This is a genomic window from Pseudomonas stagnisoli (assembly GCF_048595745.1).
GTDB lineage: Bacteria > Pseudomonadota > Gammaproteobacteria > Pseudomonadales > Pseudomonadaceae > Aquipseudomonas > Aquipseudomonas alcaligenes_A.
The window spans coordinates 3921842-3947890 of sequence record NZ_CP184361.1 but is presented as its reverse complement, the minus strand read 5'-3'; the positions used below and the strand labels follow the sequence as shown (position 1 = coordinate 3947890).

Here is a 26049-nt window from a genome sequence, read left to right as displayed (position 1 = left end):
AGACAAAAGGCACGGCACTCGCCGTGCCTTTTGTTTTCTGGTCTGCGAAAATGCCCGCACTTTTTCTGCGCCAAGGCGCGCGGGTACCTGTGATCCAGAGGCCCGCCCGGAGGAAGGGGGTCGCCGCCGCGCGGCCATCGCATACTCCCGCCGCAACGCTTCCCTGCCGATTTTCCAGGAACCCTGCCGATGTCCGCCCTGAAGAACGACCGTTTCCTGCGCGCCCTGCTCAAGCAACCCGTCGACGTCACGCCCGTGTGGATGATGCGCCAGGCCGGTCGTTACCTGCCGGAGTACCGCGCCACCCGCGCCAAGGCCGGTGACTTCGTCAGCCTGATGAAGAACCCCGAGCTGGCCTGCGAGGTGACCATCCAGCCGCTGGATCGCTACCCGCAGATCGACGCCGCGATCCTCTTCTCCGACATCCTCACCATCCCCGATGCTATGGGCCAGGGCCTGTACTTCGAGACCGGCGAGGGCCCGCGCTTCAAGAAGGTGGTGTCGAGCATGGCCGATATCGAGGCCCTGCCGATTCCCGATGCCGAGCAGGATCTGGGCTACGTGATGGATGCCGTGCGCACCATCCGCCGCGAGCTGAACGGCCGCGTGCCGCTGATCGGCTTCACCGGCAGCCCCTGGACCCTGGCCACCTACATGGTCGAGGGCGGCTCCAGCCGCGACTTCCGCAAGTCCAAGGCGATGCTCTACGACAACCCGCAGGCCATGCACGCGCTGCTCGACAAGCTGGCCCGCTCGATCACCGTCTACCTCAACGGCCAGATCCAGGCCGGCGCGCAGGCGGTACAGATCTTCGATTCCTGGGGCGGTGCGCTGTCTTCGGCGGCCTACCAGGAGTTCTCCCTGCGCTACATGAAGCAGATCATCGACGGCCTGATCCGCGAACACGACGGTCGTCGTGTGCCGGTGATCCTGTTCACCAAGGGCGGCGGCCTGTGGCTGGAATCCATGGCCGAGACCGGCGCCGAGGCGCTGGGCCTGGACTGGACCTGCGACATCGGCAGCGCGCGCCAGCGCGTGGGCGATAAAGTTGCCCTGCAGGGCAACATGGATCCGGCCGTGCTGCATGCCAAGCCCGCCGCCATCCGTGCCGAGGTGGCGCGTATCCTCGCCGCCTACGGCCCGGGCAATGGCCAGGTATTCAACCTCGGCCACGGCATCACCCCGGAAGTGCCACCGGAGCACGCCAAGGCCTTCTTCGAGGCGGTGCACGAGCTGTCGGCACAGTACCACGGATGACCGCCCATCCAAATGAAAAAGGCCGCATCAGCGGCCTTCTTCATGAGCGGTAGCGGCTTACTTCAAGGTCGCCAGCTCGCCCCGCAGCGCCACGCTGGCAATCAGCATCCCGGCACGGCACTGGTACTTCTGCGCGTCCTTGTAGACGTCCCGCTTGTAGACGCTGGCAATGTCGATCACGGCATTGGCGCCGGCCTTCTTCGCCGCGTTCTGCAGGGACACCAACGCTGATTGCAACGCCCATACGCAGGCTTCTTCATCGGACTTGTTGGACCCGTTGGTCTTGCGGCTACTGGTCACGGTGCGGATCTTGTGGATCTCGCCCGGCACCATCTGGCCCGCCAGGTAGAACTTCACGCTGCCATCCAGCAGGCCAGCCTGAGTGGCGCGGGTGATGCCCTCCTGGAAGTCCAGATAAGTCGCCCCTTCCACACCCTGATTTACCGCGCCCAGCTCGTTCACCGACTCGATGATCGGATCGACGTTCAGCTCCTTCAGGATGTTGTCACGCAGCTTGTTGACCCAGCGGTTGTAGTTGCCGTGGATCTTGCCGTCCTTTTGGTCCAGTCCCCAGCTGCTGCGGTAGAGAATCTGGAAGGACGTCGGCGTATAGGGAATGTCGACTTCCGCATGGTGCTTGCCACGGATGGTGATCGCAGCCTGGACCATGCCGGGTTTGGCCGATTGCACGCTCCACTGGCGATCGCGCAACGCCGTGATGATCGCCCGCTGCATCTGACTGTCGCTGAGCGCCAGTTCAGAGGAGAAGTGTTCTTCAGCATTGTAGATCGGCTTGCTGGTGCAGGCGCCCAGCAGCAGAACCATGGCCAGCAGCGACAGGATTCGATAGGTCCGTGTCATTCCCTTTAACTCCTTTTCGGGTGTGGGTAAATGTCAGCGCCAGCGACGGAAGATCAACGAGGTGTTGACCCCGCCGAAGGCGAAGTTGTTGTTCATCACGTACTGGTGGCTCATCTGGCGGAACTCTCCGCGCAGGTAGTCCAGCTCGCCGCATTCCGGGTCGATGTTGTCCAGGTTGAGGGTGTAGACGTAGCTGTCGCTGTTCATCATCTCGATGCTGAACCAGGACTCCAGCGCGCCGCAGGCACCCAGGGTGTGACCGAAGAAGCTCTTCTGCGAGCTGATCGGCATGCGCGGGCCGAACAGGCTGCTGGTGGCCAGGCTCTCGGCCACGTCGCCCTGGGCGGTGGCGGTGCCGTGGCCGTTGACGTAGCCGATGGCGGCGGGTTCCAGGCCGGCATCTTCCAGGGCCAGTTCCATGGCGCCGCGCATGGTCGCCTGCTCCGGCTTGGTGGCGTGGATGCCGTCGGAATTGCAGCCGAAGCCGACGATCTCGGCATGGATGGTGGCGCCACGCGCCAGCGCATGTTCCAGCTCCTCCAGCACCAGGATGCCGGCGCCCTCGCCGATCACCAGACCGTCGCGGCCGCTGTCGTAGGGGCGCGGCGACAGGTGCGGGGTGTCGTTCTTCAGGCTGGTGGCATAGAGCGCGTCGAACACCATGGCTTCGGTCGGGCACAGCTCCTCGGCGCCGCCGGCCAGCATCATCTTCAAGCGCCCGTACTTGATCGCCTCGTAGGCGTAGCCGATGCCCTGGCTGCCGCTGGTGCAGGCGCTGGAGGTGGGGATCAGGCGGCCCTTGAGGCCGAAGAAGATGCTGATATTGGCCGCCGTGGTATGCGGCATCATGCGGATATAGGAGTTGGCGTTGAGTCCGTCGGCCACCGAGTTGAGCAGCATATTGCCGAACGCCTTGATCTCGTCGGTGCTGCCGGTGGACGAGCCGCAGGCCACGCCCATGCGCCCATCGCTGATGCGCGGGTCGCCGAGCAGGCCGGCATGCTCCAGGGCGCGTTCGGCGGCGTGCACCGCCAGCTTGGAGACGCGGCCCATGCTGCGAGTCTGCTTGCGCGTCCAGTGCTTGGGCTGGACGAAGTCGTCTACCGGGCCGCCCAGGCGGGTATTCAGCTCGGTGAAACGGTCCCATTCATCCATGCGGCGGATGCCGCTCTTGCCGGCCTTGAAGTTGGCCGAAATGGTCGGCCAGTCGCTGCCCAGCGAGGTGATGCCGGCCATGCCGGTGACGACGACACGTTTCATCAGCACAGACCACCGTTCACCGCGAGGACCTGGCGGGTAATGTACGCCGCCTCCTCGGACATCAGGAAATTCACCGCGCCGGCCACTTCTTCCGGGGTGCCCATGCGCGCGGCCGGCACCATCTTGAGGATTTCCTCCACCGGTACCTGTTCGTCGAGGATCTCGGTGTCGATCAGCCCCGGTGCCACGCAGTTGACCGTGATCTTGCGCTTGCCCAGCTCGATGGCCAGGGCCTTGGCGGCGCCGATCACACCGGCCTTGGAGGCGCTGTAGTTGACTTGGCCGCGGTTGCCGATCAGCCCGGACACCGAGGTGATGCAGACGATGCGTCCGGCCTTGCGGCGGCGGATCATCGGCATGGTCAGCGGGTGCAGCACGTTGTAGAAACCGTCCAGGTTGGTGCGCAGCACCTGGTCCCAGTCGTCGTCCGAGAGGGCCGGGAAGGCGCCGTCGCGGGTCAGGCCGGCGTTGCACACCACGCCATAGTAGGCGCCGTGTTGTTCCACATCGGCCTCCAGCGCCGCGCGGCAGGCGGCGCGGTCGGACACGTCGAACTGCAGGATGCGTGCTTGTCGGCCCAGTTCGGCGATCTGTGCCTGCACGGCCTCGGCCTCATCGCGGCGCGAGCGGCAGTGCAGGACGATGTCGTAACCGGAGCGGGCCAGGCGCAGGGCGATGGCCCTGCCGATGCCGCGGCTGGAGCCGGTGACCAGGATGGTTTCAGTCATTGCGATTGCTCTTGCTGTTCTTGTAGATAGCTCGCCACTTCCGGCGGGCGGAACACATTGAGGCGTGCCTCGGCATGGATATCGGGGCCATCCAGGTGGCACTCGAACACGCCCATGCCGTTGTCGTCCTGCAGCGAGCGCAGGGCTCTGATACGCAGTTCGGTGCCGGCCGGGAAACGCTCGACATTGCACTCGAACTTGCGCGTGCCGAGGAGGAAGCCCAGCTCCACCGGCAGGCCGGCCTGGCGTGCCTGGCACCCGGCGTAGGCGGCGATGCTCTGCGCCATCAGCTCGATGCCGACCCAGGCCGGCAGGCTACCGTCTTCCTGGTTGAACAGGCCGCCGGGGCGCACGGTCAGGCGGGTCTCGATGTCTTCGGCGCCGAAGCTGACGACCTCGTCGATCAGGATCATGTCGGCGGCATGCGGGATCAGCTCGGCGATCGGCCACTGGCTCATGGCGCATCACCCAGGATCAGCGCGACGTTATTGCCGCCGAAGGCGAAGGAGTTGCTCATCAGCCGGCGCCCCGCCGTTCTCTGCAGGCGATCACCGGCGCCGACCAGGCGAAGCGGCGCCAGCGCCGGATCGGCCTGGCCGTCCCAGCGATGCGGCGGCAGCAGGCCGTCACGGTTGTACTCGCTCAGGGCCAGCCAGCAGAAGGCCGCCTCCAGCGCGCCGGCGGCGCCCAGGGTGTGGCCGGTCAGCGGCTTGGTCGAGGAGCAGGGCAGCGTGGCCGGGAACAGCCCATGCACGGCATGGCTTTCCATGGCGTCGTTGTGCGTGGTGGCGGTGCCGTGCAGGTTGAGGTAGTCGATCTCGTTGGCCTGCAGGCCGGCGCTGGCCAGGGCTTTCTCCATCGCCGCGCGGGCGCCGAGGCCTTGCGGGTGCGGCGCGGAAATATGGTGCGCGTCGGAGCTGGCACCGCCGCCGAGGAAGGCGATCGGGCTGGTTTCGCGGGTCATCAGAAAGAGGGCGGCACCCTCGCCGATATTGATGCCGTGGCGGTTCACCGAGAACGGGTTGCATGGCTCGGCGGACACCGCTTCGAGCGCCGAGAAGCCGTTCAGGGTCAGGCGGCACAGGCTGTCCACGCCGCCGCAGATCACCGCGTCGCACAGGCCCTGCTGCAGCAGACGATGGGCGCTGAGCAGCGCGCGGGCGCTGGAGGTGCAGGCGGTGGACTGGCAGTACACCGGGCCTTTGAGGCCCAGCCAGTCGGCGAGGAAAGTGGCCGGCGCGGCCATCTCCTGCTGGGCGTAGTGGTAGTCGGCGGGCAGCTCGCCCTCCCTGAAGAAGCGCGCGATACCGTCGCTGGCCTCGCGGATGCCCGAGGTACTGGTACCCAGCACCAGGCCGACGCGGGTAGCGCCGTAACGGGTGATGGCGGCGCGCAGCTCGGACTCGATCTGCAAGGCGGCGGCCAGTAGCAGCTGGTTGTTACGGCTATGGGCTGCGGCGAAGCCGGCTGGCATCTGCGGCAGGGCGCCATGCACGGCGCCGACGGTGAGGCGGCGGTCGCTGACCCAGCCGTCCTCGGCGCGCATGCCGGAGGCGTCGCCGGCCAGCAGCGCGTCGGCCACCGCCTGCTTGCCTTCGCCCAGGGCGCACAGCAGGCCGAGGGCATTCAAATAGCTGGGCATCAGTTGCCTTCTTCTTGATTCAGCGCGCGCACCCGGTAGCTCAGGTCGGGGGCGGCGAGGGTGAAATCCAGGGCGGAACGGTAGCGGATTCGCCAGTCCGGGTTAAGCCGGCGCTGACCATCGGCGTCGCGCTGCCAACTGCTGGCCGGGTAGGTCTGTAGTGCGTCATCGGCGGTCAGGGCGAACAGCAGGGCGGCGAACAGCTCGCGGGCCTCGGCATTGGGTGGCAGCAGGCCGTCGTTGCGCCACTCGCCGCGCTCCAGCAGCTGACGCGCCAGTGGCACGCCGAGCGGGTCGAACAGCGACCAGCGCAGGGCCTGGCCTTCGGCCTGGATCACCAACAGCCAGTCGCGCTGCTCACCATGCTGCGTGCGCTCGACCTGCAGACTAAGCGGCAACTCCGCCGCCAGCCGTGGACTGTCGAGCGGCACGGGCGTATGCCCGGCGCAGGCGCCGAGCAGCAGAACCAGGGCAAGCAGGAGGACACGGGTCAGCACGGCTTGCGCGCCACCACATTGACCAGCGTCTCGTCGCGCTGGCCGAACGGCTTGGGCTGCAGGATGCCCCAGCGTTCGAGCAGGCCGAAGTCTCTGGAGCGGCTCCACCACAGGTAGGGGTAGGAGACATTGCCTGCCTCGAATTGGAAGCCCTGCGCGCGCAGCATGCCCAGGTACTCCTCGGCGCTCTTCTGCACGTGCATCGGATGGCGGAACAGCCAGCGGATCACCCAGGTGTCGATGTAGAACTTGGTCGACTCGGCGAACAGCAGCAGGCCGCCCGGCTTCAGCACGCGCCAGAACTCGGCCAGGGCGCGCTCCTGTTCGACCAGATGGTGGAAGGTCTGGTGGCAGAACAGGATATCCACGGATGCGTCGGGCAACTGGATGCTGGCGCAGTCGCTGGCGATCAGCTGCACGTCGAGGCCCAGCTGCTCGGCTTCGGCGCGCGAGCAGTCGAGGCTGTGCGGGTCGGCATCCAGGCCGATCAGTCGCGCCGGGGCGAAGGCTTCCTGCAGCAGGCGAAACGAGCGGCCCTGGCCGCAGCCGGCATCGAGCAGCACCGGCGCCTGCGGCAGTGGTGCATCGATCAGGCGCTTGAGGTCGTTGATCGCCACGCGCAGCACATGGTGCTGCCAGACATGGCTCTGCAGGAACCAGAAGCCGAAGCGGGTTTCCTCGACGTAGGTGGCGGCGGCGCGTTCCATTGCGGTGGCTGTCCTTAAGTGGGGGAGCAGAGTTCGGCGAGCACACCCAGGCGGCGCTTGGGCTCGGCGACATAGGGGTTCTTCTCGTCCCAGGCGTAGCCGGCAAGGATCGAGCAGATCATGCGGCGGATCTCCGGTTGGGCCTTCTCGTAGAAGATCACGTCCTGGAAGCTGCCATCGTACCAACCCTGCACGTACACGCGGAACGTATCCACGCCGCGCTTGAGCGGGATGGCGAATTCGTTCTCCCAGTCCACCGCCTCGCCGCCGAGCTGGCGATGCAGCAGCGTGGCGGCCATGCTCGCCGAGCGCATGGCGATGGTCACGCCGGAGCTGAATACCGGGTCGAGGAACTCGGCGGCGTTGCCCAGCAGGGCGAAGCCCGGACCGTGCAGGCTCTTGACGTTGGCCGAGTAGCCGCCGATGGCGCGCGCCGGGGTATCCCACACGGCATTCTGCAGCACCCGGCTCAGCGACGGCGTCTCGGCGACAAACTGCTTGAGGCAGGCGTCGAGATCCTTGGGGTAGCCCTCGTAGTGCTCGGCGGCGGACACCACGCCCAGCGAGCAGCGGCCGTTGCTGAACGGAATGGTCCAGAACCACACGTCGCGCAGCGTGGGATGGGTGGTGATGAGGATCTTCTCGCGGTCGAAGCCGCTGGCCGGGTCGATGCGGTCCTCGATATGGGTGAACACCGCCTGGCGAATCGGGAAGGACGACGGCGTGTCGAGGTCTAGCAGACGCGGCAGCACGCGGCCGTAGCCGCTGCCGTCGAGGACGAAGGCGCATTCGACGGTGTATTCGTGGCCATCGGCCAGGCGGCGCACCGACAGGCGCGGGCAGTCGCCAGCAAAGTCGGCGGCGAAGATTTCTTCCTCGTAGCGGATCTCCACGCCCTGCAGTTCGGCCTGGTCGGCCAGCAGCTTGTCGAAGTCGGCACGGATCACCTGGTAGGTCGAGCCCTTGCCCTCGGTGAACTTGTCGCGGAAGTCGAACTCGGTGTAGCGCTCGCCCCAGGCGAAGGCCGCGCCATGTTTGGTCTGGAAACCGGCGGCCTGCACTGCTTCGAGCATGCCGGCTTCCTCGACGAAGTCCAGGCAGTGCGACAGCAGGCTCTCGCCGATGGAGAAGCGCGGGAAGCGCTGGCGCTCCAGCACCAGTACATCGCGGCCCTGGCGCTTGAGGATGGCCGCCGCGATGGCCCCGGAGGGCCCGGCGCCGATGACGACGACCTGGCGTTGTTCGAGTTCAGGAGACTTCATAGCGGCTTCGTGCCTCGTTTTTATCAGCAGGGCGGCCGAGCAGTGCCGGCAGCAGAGTGGAGAACAGGCTCATCAGCAGCAGGCCGAAGTAGATCAGCGCGTCGATCAGCTGCAGCTGCAGGAGCAGGTTGAGGAAGACAATCTCGGTGAGGCCGCGGATGTTCAGCAGCAGGCTCTCGCGCCACTTCACCCGCGCTGTGGCGCTCGGGTCGGCCCAGTGCAGACCGAGCCAGCTGCCGAGCATTTTGCTCAGGACCGGCAGCGCCAGGAGGATAGCGATCACCGTCCAGGAGGTGTCTTGACCTATGCCATGGAAATCCACGCGCAGCACGCCGAACGTCAGGATCAGCGGCACCGCCAGGCCGTTGATCAGCAGCTTCCACTGGCGCAGCGGCAGCGGCAATACGAAGGGCTGCCCGAGCCAGCCCATGCACAGCATGTAGGCGATGCCGAAGACCAGGGCGTTGAGACCCAGCTGCTGGAACAGCAGCATCAAGGCGAAGAACGGCAAGCTGTAGAACAGTGGCTGGCGCAGCTTGAGCAGGCGCAGTGCGAGTGGCAGCGCAGCCGCCAGCAGCGGCCACAGCAGGGCGGCGGGGTTGCTGCTGCCCTGCGCCAGGCCGAATAGGCTCCAGCACAGGAAGTCCATCAGGATCGCCGCATGCAGCAGGCGCTTCGTGGCTTCCGCCGGGTAGCCGATGCTCTGCAGGAACAGGTAGAGCACCGGAATCGCGGTGATCGAAAACAGCAAGCCGATGCCCACCGAACTGAGCCAGCTGCGCTCGCCCGGCAGCAGCCAGAGCGAGCAGGCGAGGCCTGCCAGCATCGGCACCAGGAAACTGGGCAGGGCGATCTTCACGCAGGCCGGGCTGAGGTCCAGGTCGATCACGTCGCTGAGGATGTAGCCCAGCAGCAGGGCGAAGCACAGGCCGTAGGCCAGGTTCAGCCAGGTCGGCGCCAGCAGGTCGGCGGCGCTCAGCTGCCAGTGCGGCTCAACCCAGAGCAGCAGGACGGCGGGAATCGCGATGGCGGCGACCAGCAACTGGCCGACGATGGGAATCAGCCGGCGCCCGCCGATGATCGCCACCAGGGCGTAGATCGCCAGGGCCAGTAGCCAGAAGCCGAGCACGCTCACGCGGGTATCTCCTTGGTGGGCCGAGCGGCGGCCCAGGGTGAGAGCAGGAAACAGAACAGCAGCCCGAGGCTGATGGCCAGGCCGAAGTTGGCGATGGCTGGGGTCTGGCTGAGCAGCAGCAAGCCGAATGACATCCACGCGGTGAGCGCCGAGAGCAGGGTGCCGAGCAGGCTGACGGCCGGGCCGCCGATGTTCTCGCGCATCAGGATGGCGTAGTCGACGCCGATGGCGGTGATCAGCAGCAGGCCGAACAGGCTGAACAAGGTCAGCGGCTGACCCAGCCAGCCCAGGCAGGCCAGTGCCGCCAGGGCCGAGAGCAACGGCAGGCAGATCACCCGCAGTGCGCCGCCGAGGCCGAAGGGCAGGCACAGCAGCAGGAGGATGGCGGCGCTGGAGATCAGCTTGAGTTCGGCGGCGCTGAGTTGGGTGGCGGCGAACAGACCGTTCAGCTCGCCGAGGCGATCGACCAGCTGCACGCCCTCCAGTCCAGCGGCAGCCTGCTGCAGCAGCGCCGTGTCATTGAGGCCCTGCAGGCTGACGATACCGGCTACTCCACGCTCACTGCGGCCCAGCCATAGCGGCCGCCAGGCTTCGCCCAGTGGCCCGGCTAGGGCTTGGTCCAGATTCGGCTGCGCTGTTTTCAGGAGTTCGTCCAGTTCGGCACGCAGCGCCGCTTCCGGCAGACCGAGATCGAGCAGCGGTTGCCAGTGCTGCGGCAGCTGCTGCAGCGCGGCGCGCAGAGGCGCCAGCTCGCTCTCCGGTGCGGCCAGCTGGCTAAGGGCACGATAGCCGCGCAGATGGCCGGCGACGATGGCGGCGTCCAGGCGCTGGCTCAGTTCGGCCTGGCGTTGCAGCAGCTGTTGCTCGTCGGCGCCGCGCACCAGGAAGAACTGGCTGGTGGGCTGCTGCCCGGTGAGTTCGGCGATGCGCTTGGCTTCGGCCATCAGCTGCGGTTCCTGGCCCAGCCACTGACGCAGGTCGTTCTGCGGCGTCAGTTGCCACAGGCCGCCGGCGCAGAAGGCCAGCAGGGCGAGCAGCCAGGGCCAGCTGCCGGTGCGCGCCAGCAGGCGTGCACGTCGCTCGACCAGGCTTTCGGCGGCGCGGCGTAGGCTGGCCGGTGGTGCCAGGCGCAGGTTGTTTAGCCAGGCCGGTAGCAGGCACACCGCGCACAGGAAGGCGCCGATCAGCCCGGCGGCGGAGAACAGGGCGATCTGGGTCAGCGCCGGGAAGGGCGTGAAGGCCAGCGCCACATAGCCGGCCAGGTTGGTGCCCAGGCTCAGGCTCAGGCCCGGCAGGGTCTCGCGCAGGGCGCCCCAGCTCGACCACGGGCCGTCGCCCCAGCTCTTGCTCAGGTAATGCTGCGGGTAGTCGGCGGCGACGCCGACCAGGCTGGCGCCGAGCACCAGGGTCAACGCATTGATCTGGCCGAACACCAGCACGCAGGCCGTGCAGCCGGCCAGCAGCGCCACGCCCATCGGCAGCAGGCTGACCAGCACGCGCGGGCGGCGGAAGGCCAGCAGGAGCAGGAGCAGGGTACCGAGGGTGGCGCCGCCGCCGATCAGGGCGATTTCGCGGGTGGCCTTGGCCTGGCCGGCCGCCGCGTGCAGCGCACCGCCGGCGGCGAGCAGCTGGCCGCCCTGGTTCTCGACCTGCTGGCGCAGCTCGACCACGGCGGCGGCGATCTGCGGCGGCGCCTGCATGTCGAAGGCATCGCCGCGTGTGCGCAGGCGCAGCAGGGCCCAGGTGGTGGACCCGTCCTGCAGCAGCAGAGCGCCGCTGCCGAGGTCGGCCTGGATGCGGCTGCCGGGGTTGAGCGTCTGCTGGGCGCGCAGGCCGAGGCCCAGCCAGTCCTGCTCGGTGGGCAGCAGGCCGAAGCCGGCGAAGGTGTCGAATAGCTGCTCGGCGCGCTGCTGGATAAAAGCATCCGGTTGTTCGATCAGCAGCTGGCGTTCGGCCGGTGCCAGCAGGGCCAGGCGGCTGTTGAGTAACTGCGCGCGCAGTGGTGCGAGATCGGCCTGCAGGCTCCACTGCACCTTGTCGAAGCGCCCGCTGGCCTGCCATTGCTCGCCGGCCTGGCGCACCAGTTCGATGGCGCGCTCGCGTTGTGGATGGCCGATCAGGATCAGCAGCTCGCGCGACAGCGGCTCCTGCATGCGCTGCTCGGCCTGTTGCACCAGTTCGTCGCCAGCCCCCTTGGGCAGTAAGGCGAGCATGCTGGCCTGCACCGGCGGGCCGTCGCGCCACTGCCAGGCGGCCAGCGCCAGCAGGGCCAGGAGCAGTGCGCCGAACAGGCGCGGCAGGGTTTGCTGCAGGCTAGGGGACAAGGTCGGCGCGCTCCTGCGCGGTCAGGGCATCGCCCGCCTGGCTCTGCGGCAGTTTGAGGACGGTGCGGTCACCCTGGGTCTCGATCAGTTCGATGCGCTCGACCAGTGCGCCGCCGTCGATGCGGATGGCGCTGAAGATCTGCTTGAGCAGTAGCGAATGCGGGGTGAGCTTTAGCTGCCAGGCGTTCTGCTCGCCTGTGAGTTGCAGATCGAAGTCACGCTCCAGGCCGCTGCGGTCACCCTTGAGCACGGCGAGGAACAGGCGGCTCTGCTGGGCGGCGACGTCCTGGCCCGGTTGCTGTTGCCAGCCATCGGGCGTGCGGCGGGCGATGCCGCTGTCGGCGATGCGGTAGTCCTGCTTCAGGGGCTTCTGCAGGAGCCAGAGCAGGCCGTGGTCGCGGGACAGGGTGAAGTGGCCCTGGCTGGTCAGCGGGGTGGGGAGGGCACGCAGGTGCTTCTCTTGCACGAAGGGGCCGCGGACCACGATGGGTTTGGCCAGCTGGGCGCTGAGGTCGGACAGGTCGAAGGCGTGGGCCTGTGCGCTAGCCATTAGGGCTAGAGCCATGAGTACTTGGCTGATTGCCGAGCTGGCCTTGGTTTTGGGTTTCGCCCCCCCGGGCGAGTTACTTTCTTCTTGCTTGCCCAAGAAGAAAGTAACCAAAGAAGAAGGGCCCCCCGACATCCGGGTCTGGCCTGCGGCCAGACTTCCCTCGCTTCGGCACTGCTCCGGGGGCACGCCACGAAGGGACGTCCCTGTCCCTTCGTGGCTCGCTCGGCGTCCTGCCTCGCGTCCCCCTGCGCAGCGCCTGCACTCGGCCTCCTGACGGGGAGTCGGCGCGCCTGCCGCTTCGTAGGGCGGGTGAAACCCGCGAGCGGTCTGCAGGGGCGAGCTCTGCTCGCGAACGGGCGCGCACAAGAAGGCTCCCTCACCCCAACCCTCTCCCAGAGGGAGAGGGGGCTGGTCGAGCGTACGGGTAGACGCCAGTTGGCTTGTGGTGTTGCTGCCCGGTTTCAGGCGCGCTGAAGTCCCCGTCAGGAGGCCGAGTGGAGGTGTTACGCAGGGGGACGAGCCGCAGGGATGCGGCGAGAGGCTTAAAGGGCCATGGATGGCCCTTGTAAGCCGGCCCCCGGAGTGGCACCGGAGGGAGGGAACCGCGCCGAAGGCGGGGCCGGATGTCGGGGTGCCCTTCTTTTTGGTTACTTTTTCTTGGGCAAACAAGAAAAAGTGACGCGCCCGAGGGGGCGCAACAAAAAGCGAAGAGCTACCGCGGTAGTAGGCTAGGCGATAGCGCAGCAAAGAGTCAGCAACTCGCCCGGCGGGGCGAAACAGAGCGCTCAGAAGGCGCAGAGCCGGGCTCAACAAGCTCACGCCAACACCCTCTCCACCGCCTCAACAAACACCTTCGGCGATGCCAACAGCATCTCGCGAGTAGTGATCTCCACCGCCACCTGCACACTGCTGCCGCGCGTCATCCGCTCACCCGTCGCCACATCGGTGATCAGGTAATTGATCTTCAGCCGGTTCTCCCACTCCACCAGATCGGCGCGCACGCGAATGCGCTGACCAAACTGCGCGCCACGGATATAGCGCAGCTGCAGATCGATGATCGGCCAGGCATAGCCCGCATCCCGCATCTGCCGGTAGTTGTGCCCCAGCTTGTCGAGCAGCGCGCAGCGCGCCTCCTCGAAGTACTTCACGTAGTGGCCATGCCAGACCACTTCCATCATGTCCACGTCGAAGAACGGCACGACCAGCTCGATCTCCGCCTGCAGCACGCCTTCCTTACGCATACAGCCTCCAATGGCGACTGCGGATACGCGCCAGGCACAGGCGCAGTTCGGCCTCCAGGGCGCGATCCTCGATCACTGGCGGGAAGTCCGTGGCCAGCTGCTCGCGCATGGCGGCCAGCGGCGCGGGGATGTCGGTCTTGCCGGCGCGCTCGCGCAGCCACACGCCCTGATTGGCGGCCAGCAGGGTGGCGGCGGCGACCTGCTCGGTCAGCTCCAGGCTGCGCAGGGCGTCGCGCGCGGCGATGGTGCCCATGCTCACCTTGTCCTGGTTGTGGCACTCGGTGGAGCGCGAGAACACGCTGGCCGGCAGGGTGTTCTTCAGCGCTTCGGCGGTCCAGGCGCTGGTGCCGATCTGCACGGCCTTGAAGCCGTGGTTGATCATCGCGGTTTCCGCCGGCGCGCCGGACAGGTTGCTCGGCAGGCCGTGGTTGTAGCGGGTGTCGACCAGCAGGGCGAGCTGGCGATCGAGCAGGTCGGCGACGTTGCCGACCAGGTTCTTCAGGCTGTCCATGGCGAAGGCGATGTGGCCGCCGTAGAAGTGCCCGCCGTGCAGGGTGCGCTCGGTTTCGGCGTCGAACAGCGGGTTGTCGTTGGCGCTGTTCAGTTCGATCTCGATGAACTGGCGCAGCAGGCCCAGGCTGTCGGCCAGCACGCCGAGCACGTGTGGCGCGCAGCGCAGCGAGTAGCGGTCCTGCAGGCGGTGCAGCGGCGGCAGCGGCTCGACCACGGCCAGGTCCTGGCGCAGCCAGGCGGCGACCTGGGTCTGGCCCGGGTGCGGCTTGGCGGCGAACAGGCGCTCGTCGAAGTGTTCCGGGTTGCCCTCCAGCGCCACCACGTTGAGCGCGGTGATGCGGGTGGCCAGCTGCAGCAGGTAGTCGGCGCGCGAATAGGCCAGGCAGGCCAGTGCCGTCATCACCGCGGTGCCGTTCATCAGTGCCAGGGCTTCCTTCGGGCGCAGCACCAGCGGTGTCCAGCCAAGTTCCTGGTGGACGTCCGCCGCGCTGCGGCGTTCGCCCTTGTAGAGCACATCGCGTTCGCCGCTGAGGGTGGCGGCGACGTAGGACAGCGGGGTCAGGTCGCCGCTGGCACCGACCGAGCCTTCTTCCGGGATCAGCGGCAGCACATCGTGTTCGAGGAAGGCCTGCAGGCGCTCCAGCAGCTCCACGCGTACCCCGGACACGCCATGGCACAGCGACTGCAGGCGCGCGGCCAGCACGGCGCGGGTGCTGGCTTCGTCGAGCAGCTTGCCCAGGCCGCAACCGTGGAAGGTGAACAGGTGTCGAGGCAGCGCTTCGACCTGGTGCAGTGGCACCGCCACCACGCAGGAGTCGCCGTAGCCGGTGGTGACGCCGTAGATCACGCCTTCCTGGTCCAGCAGGGTGTCGAGGAAGCGCGCTCCCTTGGCGATCTTCTCGCGGAAGGCGGCATCGCCCTGCAGCTGGGCGCGGGCGCTGCGCTGGGCCAGGGCGACCACCTGTTCGATGGTCAGCTGGGCGTCGCCGAAGGTCACGTGGTCAGTCATGGGTATTCCAGAACGGGTAGAAGTTGAACCATTGCCGCGGGGCGCTCAGGCAGTGCTGGCCGAGGCGCTCGGCGTAGCGTTGTACCCAGGCGTGGATCACCGCGTCGCGGTCACGCCGCGTCCACTGCACCGCATCGGCGAAGCTCTCCAGGTGAACCTGATAGTGGCCGTCGATCTTCAGGCAGTGCATCAGGTTGACCGGGCAGCGCAGCAAGCCGGCCAGTAGCCAGGGCCCCTGGGGGAAGGCGGCGGGCTGGCCGAGGAAGTCCACGGTGACGTTGCGCCCGCCGTGCAGCGGCACGCGGTCGCCGGCGATCGCCAGCCATTCGCCGCGCTCCAGGCGCTCGGACAGCTGCAGCATTACGGCCGGGTCCAGCTCGCTGACCTGGATCAGGCGCAGGTGACTGGCGCCGGCCTCGCCCAGTAGGCGATTGAACTGTGCGGCGTGCTTGGTGTGCACCAACACGTTCATCTGTACCTTCTCGCCCAGCTCGGCGAGGGCGCGGCAGACTTCCAGGTTGCCCAGGTGTGCAGTGACCAGCAGCTGGCCGCGGCTGCCATCGTGCAGGTGCTGGCGCAGGTCATCGGGGTCGATCAGGGCGATCTGATCCAGGCCGAGGCGGCCGTTCCACACGTCGAGCTTGTCCAGCAGCGCGTCGGCGAAGGTCATGAACTGGGCAAGCACCGAGCCGAAGCGCGGCGCCAGGTCCGGTCGCTCTGCCCAGCGGGCCAGGTTGTGCTGGTACTGCAGGATGCTCCGCCGGGCCTGGCGGCCAAACACAAAGAAGTACAGGACGATGGCATACAGCAACGGACTCAGCGCGCGGCGGCCGAGCACACGCACGGCGCCGGCGGTGAACTTCATCAGCAGGAAGCTGCCGCGCTCGCGTTGCCGCGCCCAGTGTTCGGTGTTCGGCCTGCTCATCGGTGCCACCGGCGCCAGAGGATCAGCGGTGCGCGCAGCAACATGCCGAAGAACAGCTTGGCGTGCATCTTCGAGATCAACGCGTTGTCGTGTAGCAGACGGAAGTGCGAGAGGCCGTCCAGCGGATAGTGCACGCGGGTCGGCAGCCACTGCATGGGCTGGTTGCGCCAGGCCAGGCGGACCAGAATTTCCGGGTCGAAGTCCATGCGCTTGCCCAGGCGGGTGCTGTCGAGCAGTGCCACCGTGGGGGCCAGCGGGTAGACACGAAAGCCGCACATGGCGTCGCGGATCGACAGCGACAGGCTGTTGATCCACACCCATACATGGGTCAGGTAGCGTGCGTACAGGCGGCCCTTCGGCACGCTTTCGTCGTACTGCGGATAGCCGCAGACCAGCGCCTGTGGATGCGCGCGTGAAGTGGCGAGGAAGGTGGCGATATCGGCCAGGTCGTGCTGGCCGTCGGCGTCCACCTGCAGGGCGTGGGTGAAGCCCAGGCGCTGCGCCTCGCGCAGGCCGGCCATGACCGCGCCGCCCTTGCCCTGGTTGACCGGCAGGCGCACCAGGTAGGTGTTGTCCTGTTGCGCCAGCTGGTCCATCACCGCCGCGCAGCTGCTGCTGGAGGCATCGTCGACCAGCACGCAGGGCAGGCCGGCTTCATGCAGTGCGGCGACCACCACGGGCAGCGCGTGCTCGTGGTTGTACACCGGGATCACGGCGCAGGGGTTATGCATGGGCGCGCTCCCTCACCGGTACGCCGGCCGCCCCAGCCCTCTCCCGGAGGGAGAGGGGGCTGTTCGTGCGGGAGGCGAAGGTGTGCTTCCCCTCTCCCTTTGGGAGAGGGGCCAGGGGTGAGGGTCTGCCAGGCACGAACAGGCTCACTGCCCCGCCCCTAGCAGGATGCGTCCCGACGAGCACGGCGCCTCGCCGTTGCGGTAGGCGAAGTACAGCTTGCCGCGTTCGGCGTCGAAGCGCAGGGTCAGCTGGATACGGTCGCCGGGGCGTACCAGCTGCTGGAACTTGAGCACTTCCATGCCGCAGAAGCGCGGCGGCAGCTCGGCGATCAGCTCGCGGGCCAGGCGCTGTGCCCAGTCGATCTGCACCACGCCGGGCAGTACCGGGGTCTGCGGGAAGTGACCGGTGAAGTGGGCCAGGTCCGGCGGCACGTCCAGTTCCAGCTGCCATTCGCCCTCGACCTGCTCGACTTTGCGCGGCGTGACCTGGGTCGGACGCGGCGCGGCAACCAGCTCATCGACGGTGCTCTGCGCCAGTTTGCCCTGGTTGCTGTAGGGCAGCTCCAGCAGCAGGCGCCAGCGGCGCGGCAGGGCGATGGCCTCACAGTGGCCGGCCAGATGCTTGCGCAGGGTTTCGGTGACAGTCTTGCGGCCCTGGTTACGCAGGACGTGCAGGCCGGCCGGGCTCAGTGCCAGCAGGGCACCGAGGAAGGCGCGGCCTTCCTGGACTACGCCCAGACGGGCGTCGGCGACCCAGTCGTGCTGGGTCAGAGCCTGCTCCAGCATGGGCAGGGAGATGCGTTTTTCTTCCAGCTTGACGATGCGGTCCAGCCTGCCGCGCAGGAGGAAGCGGCCGTCGCTCTGCAGCTCGGCGGCATCCATGCTCTGCTCGACATGCCCGGCCGGCAGGTAGGGCGAGGCGATGCGCAGGGCGCCTGCGTCGCTCAGGCTCAGGTCGACGCCGGGGAAGGCCGTCCACAGCTCGCCGCCCTGGCGCCAGGCGATGCCGCCGGTCTCGGAGCTACCGTAGATTTCCGTTGGCTGCTGCCCGAGCTGCACGCCCAGCTCGGCGCAAACCTCCGCCGGCAGCGCGCCGCCGGAGGAGAACACCCGCCGCACCGCACTGAGGGCCTGCCAATCGAGGTTGTCGCCCATGCGCTTGAGCAGTGCTGGGCTCGTTATCCAGGCGAATGCCGGCTGGCCCAGGCTCTCGCGCTGCAGGTCTTCGGGAAATGGCAGCGCGCGGCGCCAGAACGGCCGGCCAGCGCACAGTGGCCAGAGCACGCGGAACAGCAGGCCATAGATATGCTGGGCGGCGACACTGCCAAGGATGGTCGCACCGGCCAGGTCATGGCCCCACAGCAGCTCCAGGGCTTCGACCTCGTTGGCCAGCTGGCGCAGGGACTTGTCGATCAGCTTGGGCTCGCCGCTGGAGCCGGAGGTGCACAGGACAAGGCGGCAGGCATCGAGGTCGAGGGCAGCAGGCGGCAGGGCCTCGCCATCGAAGCCATCGAGCCCTTCCAGCCACAGATCGACCTTTTCGCCCAGGCGCTGGCGGCTCTGTGCCTGGGCATCGCCCGGCAGCAGCACGGTAACGCCGGCGCGCCAGGCGCCAAGCAGGGCGATGGCCAGCTCGCCGGCGTCTTCCAGATACAGCGCCACGCTGCGCACGCCGCGCGCTTGCAGGGCGCCGGCCAGGTGCAGGGCGCGCAGTTGCAGCTGGGCGTGGTCGAGTGCCGGCGCCAGCGCCACGGCCCGTGTGCTCAGGGGGTGCAGCAGCAGCTCGGCGAGTCCCAGCCAGCTCATCCATTTCTCCTAACCTGCTGGCGGATCAACCACTCAGCAGCAAACAGCAGCCCCATCAGGGCATAGGCGATCAGCCCGGTGTAGAGCGTCCACCAGCCGAGCGGCGCCCACAGGGTGAGGGCCGTGACCACCAGGCCGTTGGCGAGGAAGAAGCCGGCCCAGACGACGGTGACCTGGCGCGTGTAGCGCACGGCATGTTCCGGCAGTTCGGGCTCCTGCAGGCGCGCCAGACGCTCCACCAGCGGCGGGCCGAACTTCAGCGACAGGCCGAACAGGGCCAGCAGCATCAGGTTGAGCAGCACCGGGTACCAGCGCAGCAGCGCCGGCTCACCGGCTAGGCCGAGCAGGGCACAGAAGGCCAGGGCGGCGCCGGCCATCCAGCGGCTGCCGGGTTGGCCGCGCTGGCTGATGGCGCGTGCCAGCCACAGCCCGCCGAGCAGGGCGGCGAACAGGCGCGGTGACAGGTGCTCCATGCCGAAGTAGACGGCGAAAGGGTAGAGCAGGCCGGCCATGACCAGCAGCAGGCCAAGCAGGCGCCCCATGGCTTAGCCGGCTGCCGCTTCGGTATTGACCACCCGGTACACGGCTTCGACCACATCGCCAACGGTGCGTACGGCCTTGAACTCTTCGGCGGCGATCTTCTTGCCGGTCTGGCGCTTGATGTGGTCGATCAGGTCGACGGCGTCGATGCTGTCGATCTCCAGGTCTTGGTAGAGGTTGGCCTCCAGCGTCACGCGTTCGGCGTCCAGCTCGAACAGCTCGACCAGGGCGTCGCGCAGGGTGGCGAAAATCTCTTCACGGCTTTGCATTGCGGGCTTCCTCAGGCGGCCTGCTTGGCGGCAACGAAAGCCGCCAGGCTGGCCACGTTGGCGAAGTGCTGGCGGGTGTCCTTGGCTTCGGCGTCGATCTTGATGCCGAAGCGCTTCTGGATGGCCAGGCCGAGCTCCAGGGCGTCTACCGAGTCCAGGCCCAGGCCTTCGCCGAACAGGGTGAGGTCGGCGGCGATGTCTTCGGCGGCCATGTCTTCCAGGCCCAGGGCCTCGATGATCAGGTGCTTAATCTCGGTTTGCAGATCGCTCATCTGTTGCGAGCTCCTTCATGAAATGTTGATGCAGATGGTCATTGAGCTTGCGCGAGGCAATCGGCAGCGGAGCCTGCTCGGTGAATTGCCGCGGGTCGATATCCTCCCCGACCCGCAGGCGAAAATGAAAACGGCGCGACGGAATGCTGTACCAGGGCTCGGCCTTGGTCAGGGTGGTGGGCGTCACGCTGATCACCACCGGGGTGACCACGCTGGCGCCGCGCACCGCGATGGCGGCGGCGCCGCGGTGGAACTCGGGCACCTGGCCCGGCGTGGTGCGCGTGCCCTCGGGGAAGACAATCAGGGTCTGGCCCTGCTGCAGGGCTCCGGCAGCCTCGTCGAGCATGTCCAGGCTGCCGCTGTTGCTGATGTAGCCTGCCGCGCGGATCGGCCCGCGCATGCTGGGATTGTCCCACAGGCTCTGCTTGACCACGCAGTTGGCGTCGCGGATGAAGGCGATCAGCACCACCACGTCGATCAGCGAGGGGTGGTTGGCTATCACCATCTGTCCCGGACGGCCCAGGCGCTCGGCGCCTTCGACTTCATAGGTCAGCACGCCGCTGCGGTACATGAACTGGACGAACCAGTAGAAGGTGCGACTGACCACGGCCCGCGCACGGGTGCGGCGCACCAGGGCGTCGCCGGGCAACAGTGCCAGTAGCGGAAACACGACGATGCGCAGCAGCACGCCGCCGATGCCGAACAGCGAAAAGCTCAGCGCGGTGGCGATCAGGCGCCACCAGTAGGGCGCGCTGTAGCGGCTCAGGCCTTGATACGCGACCAGTTCCATTGCCGGTGTTTCCAGTGATGTTGCAGGGAGCCCGTGCCGCCACTCAGGGCGCGGACCAGTTCCAAGGCGTGCGGCCAGGTGCTACGGGGGCCTTGGCCCTCGCCGAGTTGCAGCTGCCATTGCGTGCCCGGGCGCAGCAGCAGGGCTACGGCATAGGGGAAGGGCACGTCATCGATGAAGGGCGTGTAGGGCTCGGGCGGAGCCTCCTCGGCGACCACCAGCAACACACCGGGCGCACCTTCGCCGAGCAGGGTGGCCGCTTCCAGCAAGGCCTGTTCCAGGCCGTCGCCCTCGGCGGCCAGTGCCGTCATCTCGCTGGTGTCGCCGCGCTGGATCGACCACAGGCCGATGATCGCGTTATGCACCGAGAGGCTGAACTGGGTGGGCGAGAGCGGCTCGTTGTGCGCCAGGTCGCTGAGGATGGCCAGGGTGCGTGGGGTTTCGCCGTGGCGCGAGGCGAAGACCAGGGGCAGGGGGCCGGCGGCGTCGGCCAGCGGCCAGGCCACGTGGAAAGCCATCCGCGCCAGACGGCTCAGGCGGCGGCGCTGCAGTGCCGGCAAGAAGCTTACGTCGGGCTGCTCGCCACTGTCCCTCGGGGCGAAGGGCGCCTGCTGCCAGGCGTGCCAGTCGGCTGCGCTGTCCAGGCCGGGAGCCCAGGCACGCCAGTGTTCGATCCTGAATTGTGTCACGCTGAGAGCTCTTCTCGGCCCTTCCGAGGGCGTCCTTGTCGACTGCGATCCCGCTGCGGAAAGGGGCGCGCGGGACATGGCGAGGTGTGCGCATTATCCAGACCGTGCGCGGCCTGCGCAAATTCTGGCCGGGATGACCGGACCGGAGGTAAGTCCTGCGCACATCAGCGCCAAGAATAAGCTGGCTTGCGGGTGGAATGGCCGCATCGGCGGCATGAACAAGAGGCCCGCCGTGCCGCGGGCCTCTTGCTATCAGTTCAAGCGAATCAGCGCGGCGCGCTGGTGCTCTGGCAACTGATCGATCGTGAGGAGGGTCAGATCCTTGCCATCAGTGTTGGATACCACCTTTTCACCGAGGTCGACACTGGTGCCCTCTGGCAGCTTGTACATCGCGCCTGTGATGGGGTCGACGATCAGCATGCCGATAAGCCCGCCAAAAATGATGTTTCCCCAGTACCAACCGCTGAGGCTTGAATCCAGCTTGACTTCGTGCGGCTCATGGCCCTCCTTGTTGAAGGCAATGACGTACTCCGCGCCATCAAAGTACCCCTCCCCGGATTTAAGCGTGACGGTTTCTGGAGTGGTGCCGGTATGCAGCACTTTGCCAGTGCTGTCGCGGACCTCGAAAGTCGCCCCTTCAGGGGTGCTTTTGATCGCAACGGGGTAGCTGCTGTCGCCGACGATGCTGGCACAGCCACCGAGAAGCAGGACAGACAGAGCAACAGGGGTGAAAAGCTTCGCTTTATGAATACGCAAGATCTACTCCTTGTGTCTTTGCGTGAGTGCCAACTGGCCACCGGGCCAACGCTGTATTGCGCAGCGTACTGAGGCGGTCGTAGCGTAATGTGCTGGCTAGATGATGTCACCGTCTTCCTTGCTGCTGTTACCGTTGGCGCGGCAGGTGGTTTGTCACTCGTTGGCTGTATTCAGTTCTGCTCGGGTTCGCCTAGAATCGGGCGCTTGAAAACCTTTGGGGGTGTGCGATGCGGCGCGTGGTGTTCAATCAGAAAGGCGGTGTCGGCAAGTCCAGCATTGCCTGCAACCTGGCGGCGGTGAGTGCGGCCGAAGGCTACCGTACCCTGCTCATCGACCTGGATGCCCAGGCCAACTCGACCCACTACCTGACCGGGCTGACCGGTGACGATATCCCGGTGGGCATTGCCGATTTCTTCAAGCAGACCCTCTCGGCCACCTCCTTCAAGAAGGGCAAGGTCGACATCTACGAGACGCCCTTCGACAACCTCCACGTGGTCACTGCGACCGCCGAGCTGGCTGACCTGCAGCCCAAGCTGGAGCAGAAGCACAAGATCAACAAGCTGCGCAAACTGCTGGAAGACCTGGCCGAGGACTACGACCGGATCTACCTGGATACTCCGCCGGCGCTGAATTTCTATACGGTTTCCGCGCTGATTGCCGCTGATCGCGTGCTGATCCCCTTCGATTGCGATAGCTTCTCGCGCAATGCCCTGTACGGCCTGCTGCAGGAGATCGAAGAGCTCAAGGAAGACCATAACGAAGACCTGGAGGTCGAGGGCATCGTCGTCAACCAGTTCCAGCCGCGCGCCACCCTGCCGCAGCAGCTGCTCGACGAGCTGATCGCCGAGGGTTTGCCGGTGCTGCCGGTAAACCTGATGAGCTCGGTGAAGATGCGTGAATCGCACCAGGCCTGCACCCCGCTGATCCATCTGGATCGCAGCCACAAGCTGACCCAGCAGTTCATCGAGTTACACAACCTGCTGGAGCGCTGAGTCCCAGGCAGGCAACAAAAAAGGCGCCCTTGGGCGCCTTTTTTGTTGCGGGGCGCGGCCTAGCGCACCACGAACACATCGCAAGGAGCCTTGTGCAGGTAGTGCTGCGCCAGGCTGCCGAGCAACGCCTGGGACAAGGCGCTGCGCCCATGGCTGCCGAGCACCAGGAGCTGCGGCTGCTGCTGGGTGATGTGCTCCTGCAGGCTGCGCAGGATGCCACCGACCTTCACCTCGTGGGTGATTTTGGGCGCATCGGCAGGCAGACGCTGGGCTTCGTCGAGGATCAACTGGTCGATCAGGGCACGCTGGGTCGCCAGCTCGGCGTCGGCCACGGCGCCGTTTTTCTGCGGCTCGAACACATGCATGGCGTGGATGCTGGCATCACTCGGCAGCAGCAGGCAGCCCTGGTGCAGTGCGGTGCAGGCGCACAGGGAGAAGTCGATGGCGGCTACGGCACTGCGGTAGGGCGTGGCCTCGTCACGCGCGACCAGTAGTAGCGGTACCGGACAGCGTCGGGCGATGCGGTCCAGGGTGGTACCGGAGAAAAACTCATGGCGCTGGTGATGGGCTCCGAGCACCAGCAGGTCGGCGCCACTTTGTTGCACCTGTTCCAGCACGCCTTCGGCGGGCTTGCCCTGGCTCAGACGCAACTGGCTGCCGGGCGGGGCGAATTCGGTAAGGCTGCGGTCGAGGGCCTGTTCGATGCGCTCGCGCTCGGCGTGATCCAGCTTGGGGTCGAAGACGTGCAGGAGGGTCAGTTTGGCGCCATGCTGGCGAGCCAGCTGGGCGGCACGCCGCAGCGCGAGGTCGGCAGTGCTGCGCAGGTCATGCGCGATCAGGATGTGTTCCGTCATGTTTCCCTCCGTGGCGCGGCGCGAGGCGGCGCATCGAGTCTCTCTGGGCCCTTACAGTGATCTCCCTTGATAGACCTGCTTTTGATCCACGGCAAGTCCTAGTGTTTACGTAATTGATACAGCGCTTTGGTTTGCGCCACCACTTCGCCGCTGGCATCGCACAGTTGCAGCTCCAGGTGGTAGTCGGCCTTGCCGTTGCGCTCGGCTTCGGCCTGGATGCGGGTGATCTCCTCGTCGCTCAGGCGGGCCTCGACGGTGATGTCGCTGGTCGCCGGGCGGCGGAAGCGCAGGTTCATTTCCTTGATCAGCGGGTAGAAGCGCTGCACGTCGAAACTGGTGAGAAACAGCGCGCCGCCGGGGATCTCCGCCAGCGTGAATAGAGCGCCGGCATACAGGGTGCCGATATGGTTCTGGTTGCCGCTCAGCGGCATGCGCAGGCGCACGAAACCGGGCTCCAGCTGTTCGGCCTTGAGCCCGCAGCGTTTGACGAAATCGATCTTCTCTTCGGTGAAGACGCGGGCCATTTCGGCGGGGAGTGGCATGGGCGGGGCTCCTGGGGCTGGGAGTCCCGAGACTAGCTGCTGTGGCCCCGTCGGCAATGACCACCGCGCTCGTGGCGGCTGACCGATCCGCTCAGGCGATGCCCTGGCCGCGCAGCCAGGCTAGCAGTTGCGGCAGCGGCAGGGCGCCGCTCTGGCGGGCCACTTCGACGCCGCCGCGGAACAGGATCAGGCTGGGAATGGAGCGGATGCCAAGTTGTGCGGACAGCTGCGGATTGGCCTCGCTGTCCAGCTTGCCCAGGCGGCAACGCCCCTGCAGCTGTGCGGCGGCCTGGGCGAAGGTCGGTGCGAAGGCCTTGCACGGCCCGCACCAGTCGGCCCAGACATCCACCAGCAGCGGTAGGTCGCCCTTCAGCTGGGCGGCGAAGGACGCCTGGTTCAGGGTAATCGGCGCAGCGGGCAGTACCGGGCTCTTGCAGCGCCCGCAGCGTGGTGCGTCACCCAGGCGTTCGCTGGGGATGCGGTTGAGACCGTTGCAGGCGGGGCAGGGGATCAGTGCGGGGGCGCTCATGGTCGGCTCCAGTAGGGCAGTGGCCTCTATCTGGAGCCGACCAGGGCGCTTTGCAAGGGTCAGCCGCGAGCGGCCAGCAGGGCCTGCTCAAGGTCGGCGCGGATGTCGTCGAAGTGCTCGATGCCGATCGACAGGCGCACCATGTCGCGCGGCACGCCAGCCTTCTGCAGTTCCTCGTCGTTGAGCTGGCGGTGGGTGGTGGAAGCCGGGTGGCAGGCTAGCGACTTGGCATCGCCGATGTTGACCAGGCGCACCACCAGTTTGAGCGCGTCGATGAAGCGCGCGCCGGCTTCCTGGCCGCCCTGGATGCCGAACGACAGGATCGCCGCTGGTTTGCCGCCCATGTAGCGCTGTGCCAGCGCGTGCTCGGGATGATCGGCCAGGCCGGCATATTTAACCCAGGCCACCTGTGGGTGGCTCTGCAGGTATTGCGCGACTTTCAGCGCATTCTCGCAGTGCCGCTCCATGCGCAGGGCCAGGGTTTCCAGACCTTGCAGGATGAGGAAGGCGTTGAACGGCGACAGCGCCGCGCCGGTGTTGCGCAGCGGCACCACGCGGCAGCGGCCGATGAAGGCGGCGGGGCCGAAGGCCTCGGTGTAGGTCACGCCGTGGTAGGACGGATCGGGCGTGTTGAGCAGCGGGAAGCGCGCCTGGTTGTCCGCCCAGGGGAACTTGCCGGAGTCGACCACGATGCCGCCGATGCTGGTGCCGTGGCCGCCGATGTACTTGGTCAGCGAGTGCACGACGATGTCGGCACCGTGCTCGAAGGGACGGCAGAGGATCGGTGTGGCCACCGTGTTGTCGACGATCAGCGGCACGCCGTGGCGATGCGCGGCGTCGGCCAGGGCCTGGATATCGACGATGTTGCCGGCCGGGTTGCCGATCGATTCGCAGAACACCGCCTTGGTCTTGTCGTCGATCAGCGCTTCCAGGGCGGCGATGTCGTCGTGCGCGGCGAAGCGGGTCTGGATGCCGAAGCGCGGCAGGGTGTGGGCCAGCAGGTTGTAGGTGCCGCCATACAGCTTGGCCACCGAGACGATGTTGTCACCGGCCTCGGCGACGGTCTGGATGGCGTAGGTGATGGCCGCCATGCCGGAGGCCACGGCCAGCGCGCCGACGCCACCTTCCAGCGCCGCCACGCGCTCTTCGAGCACGGCGTTGGTCGGGTTCATGATGCGCGAGTAGATGTTGCCGGCGACCTTCAGGTCGAACAGGTCGGCACCGTGCTGGGTGTCGTCGAAGGCAAAGGAGCTGGTCTGGTAGATCGGCACGGCCACCGCCTTGGTGGTCGGATCGGGGCTGTAGCCGGCGTGGATGGCCAGGGTTTCCAGTTTCATGCAGGACGTTCCTTCGGGCTATTGGAAAGCT

Annotated in this window: 28 protein-coding genes; 2 read left to right on the top strand and 26 right to left on the bottom strand. The window is 67.0% G+C overall.

Translation table 11 applies throughout. The annotated features are described in order from the left end of the window. Positions 1 to 189: 189 nt before the first annotated feature. The gene (gene hemE / locus ACOAPY_RS19010) at positions 190 to 1257 is read left to right on the top strand and encodes a uroporphyrinogen decarboxylase (RefSeq protein ID WP_465154335.1); all 1068 of its coding nucleotides are present in this window, start codon (positions 190 to 192) and stop codon (positions 1255 to 1257) included. A 57-nt stretch (positions 1258 to 1314) separates the two neighbouring features. On the opposite strand, the gene ACOAPY_RS19005 is transcribed toward hemE, so the two are convergent. From ACOAPY_RS19005 to ACOAPY_RS18900, 22 genes are all read right to left on the bottom strand, one after another. Then, positions 1315 to 2118 (bottom strand): hypothetical protein, encoded by an 804-nt coding sequence (locus tag ACOAPY_RS19005; protein ID WP_465154334.1) that lies wholly within the window; start codon positions 2116 to 2118, stop codon positions 1315 to 1317. A gap of 33 nt (positions 2119 to 2151) precedes the next feature. Next, positions 2152 to 3378 (bottom strand): beta-ketoacyl-ACP synthase, encoded by a 1227-nt coding sequence (locus tag ACOAPY_RS19000; RefSeq protein WP_465154333.1) that lies wholly within the window; start codon positions 3376 to 3378, stop codon positions 2152 to 2154. Next, positions 3378 to 4106, bottom strand: a complete 729-nt coding sequence (gene fabG, locus ACOAPY_RS18995) for a 3-oxoacyl-ACP reductase FabG (protein WP_465154332.1) — start codon at positions 4104 to 4106, stop codon at positions 3378 to 3380. Before fabG ends, ACOAPY_RS19000 begins: the two co-directional genes overlap by 1 nt. Next, positions 4103 to 4564, bottom strand: coding sequence for a hotdog family protein (locus ACOAPY_RS18990; RefSeq protein WP_465154331.1), 462 nt, complete (start codon positions 4562 to 4564; stop codon positions 4103 to 4105). The genes fabG and ACOAPY_RS18990 overlap by 4 nt, the downstream gene beginning before the upstream one ends. Next, complete coding sequence (locus tag ACOAPY_RS18985; RefSeq protein WP_465154330.1) at positions 4561 to 5748, bottom strand: beta-ketoacyl-[acyl-carrier-protein] synthase family protein; 1188 nt, start codon at positions 5746 to 5748, stop codon at positions 4561 to 4563. The genes ACOAPY_RS18990 and ACOAPY_RS18985 overlap by 4 nt, the downstream gene beginning before the upstream one ends. Further along, positions 5748 to 6242 (bottom strand): hypothetical protein, encoded by a 495-nt coding sequence (locus ACOAPY_RS18980; RefSeq protein WP_465156871.1) that lies wholly within the window; start codon positions 6240 to 6242, stop codon positions 5748 to 5750. The genes ACOAPY_RS18985 and ACOAPY_RS18980 overlap by 1 nt, the downstream gene beginning before the upstream one ends. Beyond that, positions 6239 to 6952: a class I SAM-dependent methyltransferase gene (locus tag ACOAPY_RS18975; RefSeq protein ID WP_465154329.1), complete on the bottom strand. Its 714-nt coding sequence runs from the start codon at positions 6950 to 6952 to the stop codon at positions 6239 to 6241. The genes ACOAPY_RS18980 and ACOAPY_RS18975 overlap by 4 nt, the downstream gene beginning before the upstream one ends. Positions 6953 to 6966: 14 nt before the next feature. Then, complete coding sequence (locus ACOAPY_RS18970) at positions 6967 to 8214, bottom strand: NAD(P)/FAD-dependent oxidoreductase (protein ID WP_465154328.1); 1248 nt, start codon at positions 8212 to 8214, stop codon at positions 6967 to 6969. Then, the gene (locus tag ACOAPY_RS18965; RefSeq protein WP_465154327.1) at positions 8201 to 9349 is read right to left on the bottom strand and encodes a cation:proton antiporter; all 1149 of its coding nucleotides are present in this window, start codon (positions 9347 to 9349) and stop codon (positions 8201 to 8203) included. Before ACOAPY_RS18965 ends, ACOAPY_RS18970 begins: the two co-directional genes overlap by 14 nt. Next, on the bottom strand, positions 9346 to 11673 hold the full coding sequence (locus ACOAPY_RS18960) for an MMPL family transporter (RefSeq protein WP_465154326.1): 2328 nt from the start codon (positions 11671 to 11673) through the stop codon (positions 9346 to 9348). The genes ACOAPY_RS18965 and ACOAPY_RS18960 overlap by 4 nt, the downstream gene beginning before the upstream one ends. Next, positions 11663 to 12223, bottom strand: coding sequence for an outer membrane lipoprotein carrier protein LolA (locus tag ACOAPY_RS18955; protein ID WP_465154325.1), 561 nt, complete (start codon positions 12221 to 12223; stop codon positions 11663 to 11665). Before ACOAPY_RS18955 ends, ACOAPY_RS18960 begins: the two co-directional genes overlap by 11 nt. Before the next feature lie 815 nt (positions 12224 to 13038). Continuing rightward, on the bottom strand, positions 13039 to 13464 hold the full coding sequence (locus ACOAPY_RS18950) for an acyl-CoA thioesterase (RefSeq protein WP_465154324.1): 426 nt from the start codon (positions 13462 to 13464) through the stop codon (positions 13039 to 13041). Continuing rightward, positions 13457 to 14986, bottom strand: a complete 1530-nt coding sequence (locus ACOAPY_RS18945) for an HAL/PAL/TAL family ammonia-lyase (protein WP_465154323.1) — start codon at positions 14984 to 14986, stop codon at positions 13457 to 13459. The genes ACOAPY_RS18950 and ACOAPY_RS18945 overlap by 8 nt, the downstream gene beginning before the upstream one ends. Continuing rightward, positions 14979 to 15911 (bottom strand): LpxL/LpxP family acyltransferase, encoded by a 933-nt coding sequence (locus tag ACOAPY_RS18940; RefSeq protein ID WP_465154322.1) that lies wholly within the window; start codon positions 15909 to 15911, stop codon positions 14979 to 14981. The genes ACOAPY_RS18945 and ACOAPY_RS18940 overlap by 8 nt, the downstream gene beginning before the upstream one ends. Beyond that, positions 15908 to 16642, bottom strand: coding sequence for a glycosyltransferase family 2 protein (locus tag ACOAPY_RS18935; protein ID WP_465154321.1), 735 nt, complete (start codon positions 16640 to 16642; stop codon positions 15908 to 15910). Before ACOAPY_RS18935 ends, ACOAPY_RS18940 begins: the two co-directional genes overlap by 4 nt. A gap of 144 nt (positions 16643 to 16786) precedes the next feature. After that, positions 16787 to 18448 (bottom strand): ApeI family dehydratase, encoded by a 1662-nt coding sequence (locus ACOAPY_RS18930; RefSeq protein ID WP_465154320.1) that lies wholly within the window; start codon positions 18446 to 18448, stop codon positions 16787 to 16789. After that, positions 18445 to 18990 (bottom strand): COG4648 family protein, encoded by a 546-nt coding sequence (locus tag ACOAPY_RS18925; protein ID WP_465154319.1) that lies wholly within the window; start codon positions 18988 to 18990, stop codon positions 18445 to 18447. Before ACOAPY_RS18925 ends, ACOAPY_RS18930 begins: the two co-directional genes overlap by 4 nt. 3 nt (positions 18991 to 18993) lie before the next feature. Further along, on the bottom strand, positions 18994 to 19257 hold the full coding sequence (locus tag ACOAPY_RS18920) for an acyl carrier protein (protein WP_076424338.1): 264 nt from the start codon (positions 19255 to 19257) through the stop codon (positions 18994 to 18996). A gap of 11 nt (positions 19258 to 19268) precedes the next feature. Beyond that, on the bottom strand, positions 19269 to 19529 hold the full coding sequence (locus ACOAPY_RS18915) for a phosphopantetheine-binding protein (protein WP_021698802.1): 261 nt from the start codon (positions 19527 to 19529) through the stop codon (positions 19269 to 19271). Continuing rightward, complete coding sequence (locus tag ACOAPY_RS18910) at positions 19504 to 20319, bottom strand: lysophospholipid acyltransferase family protein (protein WP_179085222.1); 816 nt, start codon at positions 20317 to 20319, stop codon at positions 19504 to 19506. The genes ACOAPY_RS18915 and ACOAPY_RS18910 overlap by 26 nt, the downstream gene beginning before the upstream one ends. Next, entirely contained in the window at positions 20292 to 21008 is a 717-nt protein-coding gene (locus tag ACOAPY_RS18905; RefSeq protein WP_286948025.1) for a beta-ketoacyl synthase chain length factor, read from the bottom strand. Before ACOAPY_RS18905 ends, ACOAPY_RS18910 begins: the two co-directional genes overlap by 28 nt. A 252-nt stretch (positions 21009 to 21260) precedes the next feature. Next, positions 21261 to 21764 carry a hypothetical protein gene (locus ACOAPY_RS18900; protein WP_286948027.1) on the bottom strand — a complete coding sequence of 168 codons (504 nt, stop codon included), beginning with the start codon at positions 21762 to 21764 and terminating at the stop codon, positions 21261 to 21263. Between the two features lie 227 nt (positions 21765 to 21991). Between ACOAPY_RS18900 and ACOAPY_RS18895 the strand changes: the two genes are divergently transcribed. Continuing rightward, positions 21992 to 22756 carry a ParA family protein gene (locus ACOAPY_RS18895; RefSeq protein ID WP_076424343.1) on the top strand — a complete coding sequence of 255 codons (765 nt, stop codon included), beginning with the start codon at positions 21992 to 21994 and terminating at the stop codon, positions 22754 to 22756. 59 nt (positions 22757 to 22815) lie between these two features. On the opposite strand, the gene ACOAPY_RS18890 is transcribed toward ACOAPY_RS18895, so the two are convergent. The 4 genes from ACOAPY_RS18890 to ACOAPY_RS18875 all read right to left on the bottom strand — a co-directional run bounded on the left by ACOAPY_RS18890 (position 22816) and on the right by ACOAPY_RS18875 (position 26018). Next, positions 22816 to 23610 (bottom strand): universal stress protein, encoded by a 795-nt coding sequence (locus ACOAPY_RS18890; protein WP_286948031.1) that lies wholly within the window; start codon positions 23608 to 23610, stop codon positions 22816 to 22818. Positions 23611 to 23708: 98 nt separating this feature from the next. After that, on the bottom strand, positions 23709 to 24152 hold the full coding sequence (locus ACOAPY_RS18885; RefSeq protein WP_286948034.1) for a YiiD C-terminal domain-containing protein: 444 nt from the start codon (positions 24150 to 24152) through the stop codon (positions 23709 to 23711). Positions 24153 to 24243: 91 nt separating this feature from the next. Then, entirely contained in the window at positions 24244 to 24681 is a 438-nt protein-coding gene (gene trxC / locus ACOAPY_RS18880) for a thioredoxin TrxC (protein ID WP_286948036.1), read from the bottom strand. Between the two features lie 59 nt (positions 24682 to 24740). Continuing rightward, the gene (locus ACOAPY_RS18875) at positions 24741 to 26018 is read right to left on the bottom strand and encodes a bifunctional O-acetylhomoserine aminocarboxypropyltransferase/cysteine synthase (protein ID WP_021698795.1); all 1278 of its coding nucleotides are present in this window, start codon (positions 26016 to 26018) and stop codon (positions 24741 to 24743) included. Positions 26019 to 26049: the final 31 nt, after the last annotated feature.